The sequence below is a fragment of the Paenibacillus sp. CFBP 13594 genome, assembly GCF_014842675.1.
In the GTDB taxonomy this organism is placed as follows: Bacteria; Bacillota; Bacilli; order Paenibacillales; family Paenibacillaceae; genus Paenibacillus; species Paenibacillus amylolyticus_B.
The window spans coordinates 159934-167413 of sequence record NZ_JACYVQ010000013.1 but is presented as its reverse complement, the minus strand read 5'-3'; the positions used below and the strand labels follow the sequence as shown (position 1 = coordinate 167413).

The following is a 7480-nucleotide window of genomic DNA, read 5'->3' as shown; positions in this document are numbered from 1 at the left end:
GCAATGCATGGAGCTGACCAGTACTAATCGGTCGAGGGCTTATCCAAATATGCAAGTGATAATTCGCATGTTTCGTTTCGAATCTAGTTTTCAGGGAGCAATCCTTGAATGATGTTGATGATTGTTATTCGGAGAGATACCCAAGTGGCTATAAGGGGACCCTCTGCTAAGGGGTTAGACTGCGTAAGCGGTGCGAGGGTTCGAATCCCTCTCTCTCCGCCATCTTTACCTAAAGATGGACAAGCAATCAAAACACAATTAATATGGCGGTGTAGCTCAGCTGGCTAGAGCGTACGGTTCATACCCGTAAGGTCGGGGGTTCGATCCCCTCCGCCGCTACCATATTACCCAGGAGGCTTAGCTCAGCTGGGAGAGCATCTGCCTTACAAGCAGAGGGTCGGGGGTTCGATCCCCTCAGCCTCCACCATATACGCCGGTGTAGCTCAACTGGTAGAGCAACTGACTTGTAATCAGTAGGTTGGGGGTTCAAGTCCTCTCGCCGGCACCATTAATGCCTGGAACCGTGGTGTAGTTGGCCTAACATGCCTGCCTGTCACGCAGGAGATCGCGGGTTCGAATCCCGTCGGTTCCGCCATTAATCCTAAAAATTAAATATGGCTCGGTAGCTCAGTCGGTAGAGCAGAGGACTGAAAATCCTCGTGTCGGCGGTTCGATTCCGTCCCGAGCCACCTTTAATCCCTGGAGGATTAGCGAAGTGGCCAAACGCATCAGACTGTAAATCTGCTCCCGTACGGGTTCGGTGGTTCGAATCCATCATCCTCCACCAGTTTTATGAGTCATTAGCTCAGTTGGTAGAGCACCTGACTTTTAATCAGGGTGTCGAAGGTTCGAGCCCTTCATGACTCATCTTTAAGAAAAGAGTGATTAATCATTAATTTGATTAATTGCTCTTTTTTTGTTATGTGATTTTAACTCAATATGGATATTTATTAATGCTGGGCAAGATATGATAAACTAATAGAAAACATGCAGAGTGGTGACGTTCATTATATGAAGCTCATACCTGATCTAAAACAGCAAATTGAAGTCATTATAGGCACAACTTTGGACGAATATGAAATTACAATACAAGAATGGACGCAATCCGTTGCTAATCTGGTTGGTCATCATGAGAATTTAGAGACCGTTGGTGATGAGGGTGAGCGTCAGGAGTTATCTGTTCAATCTACATCTCCAAGTTCAGCCGATGTAATCAGTTTGAATACGGGAAAGCGTATCTTTTTTAAGGTTCGGATGAATGAGCAAGAAGAGACTGCCGTGTGTTGGGGATGCCCTGCAAAATCTATTACCGTGGAAACACGACAATTGATTGAGCTTTTAATCCGCACTAACACGGTTCTACCCGATGAGGTACAACCTGTTGTATATGAGAATGATAGAGAGCAGTATTTGACTGAATTGGGTCTCTGGCTTAAAGAGCAGATCGAAGAACCAACCAAGCAGGAATCTGAAGCGGTTCCTGATCGCTTTGTGGTGCCCGCAGGATTAAATGCTGAGAAGATTCTGTTCTTGCTGCAAGGGGATACACCGGATGCACATCGTTTACGATCCAAGGAACTCAACAAGTTGCTTGAGAGTTACTTTGGCGAGGAAATTGTCTTGATTCCTTTGGGGGAGCAAGAGTGGATCTTCATGGGTGATAAGGAAATTGTTACAGAAGAAGCCGAGGAAGATACAACGGAGGCCAAAAAGGATTCACTGAACGCTTTTTGTCTGGGGTTGCATGAATTGGTTGCCAGTGAGTGGGCTGGGGTGTTCCATCTGTCTGCATCTCTGCCATGCATTCCTGCACAACAACTTGTATCGGTCACAACTCTTCTTAAAGAAAGTGTTCACTTGGGGAGAGCATTCCATGTTACGCAGCATATTCATCTCCCATGGGATCTGCACCTGGAGCGGTTGGTAGCGAGCATTCCAGATGAACAACGTACACGGTTTATACAGGAAACAGGCAAAGACACGGTAATCTTCAATGACAGTGAGACACTTGCTACGCTGGAAACCTTTTTTAGCCTGGACTGTAATGTCAGCGAGACAGCGAAACGACTTTTCATTCATCGTAATACGTTGGTTTATCGTCTGGACAAGATCAAACAGGAGATTGGTTACGATGTGAGGCACTTTGAAAGTGCTGTTCTAGTGCAGTTTTTACTACTAATGTACAAAGTGACGAAAAAGCATTGATATTTTTGTGCAGTTTGCGAATAGTCAAACCTCACGTAGATAGGGTATTATAAAAATACAAATTGTATTCGATTACAAAATGATCTCTGAGGAGGCAACAATCATGGCTGGAGTACGTTTAGAGCATATTTTCAAAAAATACCCGGGTTCTGATAAAGCAACTGTAGTTGACATTAACCTGGACATTAAAGATAAAGAATTTCTGGTACTGGTAGGCCCGTCCGGTTGTGGTAAATCAACAACACTGCGTATGATCGCAGGCCTTGAGGAAATTTCTGAAGGTAAACTCTATATCGGTGACCGTGTCGTTAATGATGTTGCACCTAAAGACCGCGATATCGCGATGGTATTCCAATCCTATGCCTTGTATCCGCATATGAGCGTATATCAAAACATGGCATTTGGTTTGAAATTGCGTAAGGTTAAAAAAGACGAGATCGACAAACGTGTACGTGAAGCAGCTAAAATCCTGGATATCGAGCATTTGCTTGAGCGTAAACCTAAGGCATTGTCCGGTGGTCAACGTCAGCGTGTCGCTCTAGGACGTGCGATTGTCCGTGATCCACAAGTCTTCTTGATGGATGAGCCTCTCTCCAACTTGGATGCTAAACTTCGTGGTCAGATGCGTGCGGAAATCACTAAACTGGCTAAACGTTTGGAAACAACAGTTATCTACGTAACGCATGACCAGATCGAAGCAATGACGATGGGTGATCGGATCGTTGTTATGAAGGATGGTATCATCCAACAAGCAGCTTCTCCGGAAGAGCTGTATAACCTGCCGGCTAACCTGTTCGTAGCTGGTTTCATCGGTTCCCCGACAATGAACTTTATCTCGGGTAAACTCGCTGAGCAAGGTACTAGCATGCATTTCATAGCTCCTGGTGTGGATGTTGAAATCCCGCAAGGTAAAGCACAAGTGTTGAAATCTAGAGGATACATTGGCAAAGAAGTGATTCTGGGTGTTCGTCCAGAAGATATTCACGAAGAGCCAGTATTCCTGGAAGCATCCCCGAACTCTGTATTCTCTACACACGTAGATGTTACAGAGAACCTGGGTCACGAAATGCTCCTCTACTTGAGCGGTGTTGGTAATGATACAACGATCGCACGTGTAGACGGACGTTCTAACACTCGTGATGGTTCCACAGTTAAAATGGCCATCGACATGAACAAAGTTCATATCTTTGACAAAGAGACTGAAGTGAACGTACTTCTTCAAGACAAATAATACTGGGATTCCTCGGTGACGATGGAACCTGACAGTTAACGCAATTATACATTGTAATGAGAGCCCCTTCCGTTATTGCTGGAAGGGGCTTTTTTAAGATTAATGAATTTATAAGTTTCGACAGAGTTGAAGGATTAATAATCGTAAGAAAAACACCCCTTAAACTACGAATGTAGTATCCTAGAAGGTGCTTCGATCAGAAGAATTTTCTTACTAATGGTTGTCGGAGGCTGCGATTGCATTCATCCCGGAATTCATTTAAGATTATTTGAAGGTCTGTCTTCATTTATTTGAGAGAATCGACTGTTGGAAGGGTATGCATTCTGTACCCCATGTTGTGAATGCGCTAATAATGGAAATAACTGATACACGATCTGATGTACATAGAGGGACAGCTAATGCTGAAAGGAAGAGACAAATGGCGAAAAAAGTGAAAGTATCTGAACTGGTGCAGCAATTTCAGTTGGAGGTTGTTTCTGGATCTCACGGATTGAAAAGAGTCATTACGGTAGATGACCTGAACCGTCCTGGTCTGGAAATGGCCGGTTATTTTGAATACCATCCACAAGAACGGGTACAGCTACTTGGAAGAACGGAGTTAGCTTTCTTTGCAATGTTACCTGAGCAAGAGCGGCGTGATCGTATGCAACGTCTTTGTACAGAAGAGACGCCTTGTATCGTTGTAACGCGCGGACTTGAAGTGCCGCAAGAACTGATTGATATCAGTGAAGAACGGGACCTGGCTGTATTACGCAGTAATATGGCAACAACGATTCTGTCCAGCCGCATCACCGGGTTTTTGGAGGGGAAATTAGCACCAACAGCAACCATTCACGGTGTACTTTGTGATGTCTATGGCGTAGGCATGCTCATCACGGGTAGTAGCGGTATTGGTAAGAGTGAAACAGCACTGGAACTGGTGAAACGTGGACACCGACTGATTGCCGATGATGCGGTAGAGATCCGCCAAACGTCAGATTTTCAGCTCCACGGTACTGCACCTGAATTGATCCGCCATTTGCTCGAAATTCGAGGTGTTGGTATTATCAACGTCATGACATTGTTCGGAGCTGGTGCAGTTCGGAATAACAAACGTATTACCTTGGTTGTACGTCTGGAAGCATGGCAGCAGGATAAACAATACGATCGTCTGGGTCTGGATGAAGAGACTACACGTATCATTGATACAGATGTGCCTCTCGTTACGATTCCTGTTCGTCCAGGACGGAACTTGGCGGTTATTATTGAAGTGGCAGGTATGAACTATCGCCTGAAACAGATGGGTTTGAATGCTGCACTGCAATTCACGAACAAGCTGACAGCAACCATCTCGGAAGATATGGAAGACATGGATTAAGAAACATTTTATACAAGGAAATGAAGATAAATGGTTGACATGTACTGCTTCTCTTAAGGCGCAGTGTATGCCAACCATTCGTCATGCGTGCGATTGATTGAATAAATAGGAGTGTGAATGAATGGATACATTATTACTGTTGAACCCGATTGCGTTCTCTATTGGAGCGTTAAAGGTTCACTGGTACGGGCTTATTCTTGGTGCTGCGGCACTTATAGGACTGCTGCTCGTGATCCGGGAGGGCAAACGCTACAACATTCCACAGGAAGTGTTCATGGACATGGTCCTGCTGGGTGTACCTTCTGCCATCATTGGTGCCCGCATCTACTACGTAGCATTTAAGTGGGAAGATTATAAGGATAACTTCTGGGATGTCTTTAAAATATGGAATGGCGGTATTGCCATCTATGGTGCCCTTATTGGTGCAATCATCTGTGCAGTTATTTTCTTCCGTCGTAAAGGATATAACTTCTGGCGTATGGCCGATATCTGTGCGCCTGGACTGCTCGTTGGACAGTTGATCGGACGCTGGGGGAACTTTGTGAATCAGGAAGCCTACGGCGGTCCTGTGGAAGAATCATTTTTGAGAGACAAGCTTCATCTGCCGGACTTTATTGTGAATCAAATGAACGTAGAGGGTGTATTCCACCATCCTGCATTTTTGTATGAATCGATGTGGAGTCTCGTTGGCCTGGTCTTGCTCTTGGTTCTGCGTCGTCAGAAGTTTCTCCGTTCAGGTGAACTGTTTATGTCTTATTTCATCTGGTACTCTATCGGTCGTTTCTTCATTGAAGCTCTACGTACGGACAGTCTTGGCTTCCAGGCTCCGCAATGGGTTGCTTCATTAGTGAACGGGCTGTGGTCTCCAATGACTGCAATGGGCTTTGAACAAGGATATCTTGATCCTGCTTACGGTAACGTAAGAATCTCGCAACTGCTGGCGATTGGTATCATTATTGTTGCTGTTGTATTCATTGTGGTGAGAAGAGTGACAGGTAAAGCAGATGTTCGTTATAGTGATCCGATTGTATCGTCCAAAGTTACCTCAGATGATATGGAGCATACGGGAACAGTTGCTGGCAAAGAGAATAAGGTAACACCTCCAGCCAAAGATGAATCCAAGCAAGTTGATGATAAAAAGGAGTAATGCAACATGATTGACACGGTATTGTTTGATCTGGACGGAACGATTATTGATACCAATGAGTTGATTATCAGCTCATTCCAGCATGTCATGGGAGGATGGGAGCATTCAGCTCCATGGACTCGGGAACAGATCATTCCACATATGGGTGGCACACTGGAGCAGCAAATGCGTACCTTCTCTGGCCAGGAGGAAGTCTCCGAGTACGTGAAAGGTTACCGTGCTTATAATGATATTCATCATGAAGCGATGGTTAGACCTTTTCCACATGTCATTGAGGTAGTAGAGGCGCTGCATCAGGCGGGCATTGTTATGGGTGTGGTCACAACCAAAATTCGTCCATCTACATTAAAGGTGCTAGAACGTTTTGATCTACTGAAATATATGAAAACAATTGTAACCGTGACCGATGTGACGAATCCGAAGCCACATGCTGAACCTGTACTGAAGGCCATGACGGAACTGGGTGCAGATCCTGCTAAAACGTTGATGGTAGGTGACAGTCCGGTGGATATCCAATCGGCACAAAATGCGGGCGCACTCTCGGCGGGGGTTGCATGGTCTCTTAAAGGGGAAACAATCCTGAACGGATATGGTCCCGATCATATGTTGCACGACATGAGAGACTTGTTGAAACTCATCCGTATTGAAACGGGACGTTCATGAGAAAAGTAACCCGCTATCCGGTAGAGGACCAGAATGCACTTTGGCATATCTACAAGACAGTGAGTCCGTGGAAGGGCGTTCGTAATTTTATCTGGATCCAGTTGTCACGTTACTGTCCGATCCTATCAGTGAAGAACTGGATTTATCGCCGAATGCTGGGGATGAAGGTGGGAAAACACACGGCCTTTGGCCTGATGGTGATGGTGGATGTGTTTTTTCCGGAGAAAATAACGGTCGGCGAAAACTCGGTCATCGGTTACAACACAACGATTCTGGCTCATGAGTATCTCATTAAGGAGTACAGGCTGGGCGAGGTCATTATCGGGGAAAATGTACTGATTGGTGCCAATACAACGATTCTGCCTGGGGTAACCATAGGGGATGGAGCGGTTGTAGCTGCTGGAGCAGTCGTACATAAGGATGTTGCACCAGGGGCTTTTGTTGGTGGCAATCCACTACGTGATTTATCCCGTGCGGCAGCTTCTACGGAAGAGACTGTCTTTAACACGGATGATTCTTCTCAGGGTAGTGTGCATTGAGTCAATAAAGTAATGAATGAAGATGGGTTGAAGTAAAAAGCTGCTTATGGCAGCTTTTTTCGTATATAAATACCGATTAGTGAGGGTAACGGTGTGTATATAAAACGATATGTCGATCCAAGGGCAATCAAGCATTGGTATTGTTGACGGTAGTGCGGATTTCATGTTATCATATCCCATATCCTTTAGTTTGTTAGCACTTTACCATGTGAAAGTATTATTGGAGAAATGAAGCATGATAAAGATTGAACTAAACCAATAGTATGAAGGCTTATGAGATCATACTGTGATTCAAGATTTATAAGATAGAATGGGGATTTACACTACATAAATCCTGT

The 7480-nt window shown here is 44.9% G+C and carries 6 protein-coding genes and 8 tRNA genes; all 14 read left to right on the top strand.

Features of this window, described 5'->3' with window-relative positions:
• The first annotated feature begins 130 nt into the window (after positions 1 to 130).
• A tRNA-Ser gene (locus tag IFU39_RS29020) sits at positions 131 to 222 on the top strand.
• 43 nt (positions 223 to 265) lie between these two features.
• Positions 266 to 342 (top strand) — tRNA-Met (locus IFU39_RS29015).
• Positions 343 to 351: 9 nt separating this feature from the next.
• A tRNA-Val gene (locus IFU39_RS29010) sits at positions 352 to 427 on the top strand.
• A 5-nt stretch (positions 428 to 432) separates the two neighbouring features.
• A tRNA-Thr gene (locus tag IFU39_RS29005) sits at positions 433 to 508 on the top strand.
• Between the two features lie 9 nt (positions 509 to 517).
• Positions 518 to 595 (top strand) — tRNA-Asp (locus tag IFU39_RS29000).
• Positions 596 to 616: 21 nt separating this feature from the next.
• Positions 617 to 689 (top strand) — tRNA-Phe (locus tag IFU39_RS28995).
• Between the two features lie 12 nt (positions 690 to 701).
• Positions 702 to 787, top strand: a tRNA-Tyr gene (locus tag IFU39_RS28990).
• Positions 788 to 794: 7 nt separating this feature from the next.
• A tRNA-Lys gene (locus IFU39_RS28985) sits at positions 795 to 867 on the top strand.
• 144 nt (positions 868 to 1011) lie between these two features.
• Positions 1012 to 2205 carry a PucR family transcriptional regulator gene (locus IFU39_RS28980; protein ID WP_206759603.1) on the top strand — a complete coding sequence of 398 codons (1194 nt, stop codon included), beginning with the start codon at positions 1012 to 1014 and terminating at the stop codon, positions 2203 to 2205.
• 103 nt (positions 2206 to 2308) lie between these two features.
• Positions 2309 to 3436: an ABC transporter ATP-binding protein gene (locus IFU39_RS28975; protein ID WP_017691279.1), complete on the top strand. Its 1128-nt coding sequence runs from the start codon at positions 2309 to 2311 to the stop codon at positions 3434 to 3436.
• Between the two features lie 418 nt (positions 3437 to 3854).
• Positions 3855 to 4793: an HPr(Ser) kinase/phosphatase gene (gene hprK, locus IFU39_RS28970; protein WP_091011999.1), complete on the top strand. Its 939-nt coding sequence runs from the start codon at positions 3855 to 3857 to the stop codon at positions 4791 to 4793.
• 121 nt (positions 4794 to 4914) lie between these two features.
• Entirely contained in the window at positions 4915 to 5940 is a 1026-nt protein-coding gene (gene lgt, locus IFU39_RS28965; protein ID WP_076320055.1) for a prolipoprotein diacylglyceryl transferase, read from the top strand.
• 6 nt (positions 5941 to 5946) lie between these two features.
• Positions 5947 to 6603 carry a pyrophosphatase PpaX gene (ppaX, locus tag IFU39_RS28960; protein ID WP_017691276.1) on the top strand — a complete coding sequence of 219 codons (657 nt, stop codon included), beginning with the start codon at positions 5947 to 5949 and terminating at the stop codon, positions 6601 to 6603.
• On the top strand, positions 6600 to 7142 hold the full coding sequence (locus IFU39_RS28955) for an acyltransferase (protein WP_036616162.1): 543 nt from the start codon (positions 6600 to 6602) through the stop codon (positions 7140 to 7142). Before ppaX ends, IFU39_RS28955 begins: the two co-directional genes overlap by 4 nt.
• Positions 7143 to 7480 lie beyond the last annotated feature (338 nt).

Bases quoted from the DNA above. Each gene is read 5' to 3' on its own strand.
- hprK (WP_091011999.1), top strand. From the start codon at position 3,855: ATGGCGAAAAAAGTGAAAGTATCTGAACTGGTGCAGCAATTTCAGTTG.
- IFU39_RS28955 (WP_036616162.1), top strand. From the start codon at position 6,600: ATGAGAAAAGTAACCCGCTATCCGGTAGAGGACCAGAATGCACTTTGG.
- lgt (WP_076320055.1), top strand. From the start codon at position 4,915: ATGGATACATTATTACTGTTGAACCCGATTGCGTTCTCTATTGGAGCG.
- IFU39_RS28975 (WP_017691279.1), top strand. From the start codon at position 2,309: ATGGCTGGAGTACGTTTAGAGCATATTTTCAAAAAATACCCGGGTTCT.
- IFU39_RS28980 (WP_206759603.1), top strand. From the start codon at position 1,012: ATGAAGCTCATACCTGATCTAAAACAGCAAATTGAAGTCATTATAGGC.
- ppaX (WP_017691276.1), top strand. From the start codon at position 5,947: ATGATTGACACGGTATTGTTTGATCTGGACGGAACGATTATTGATACC.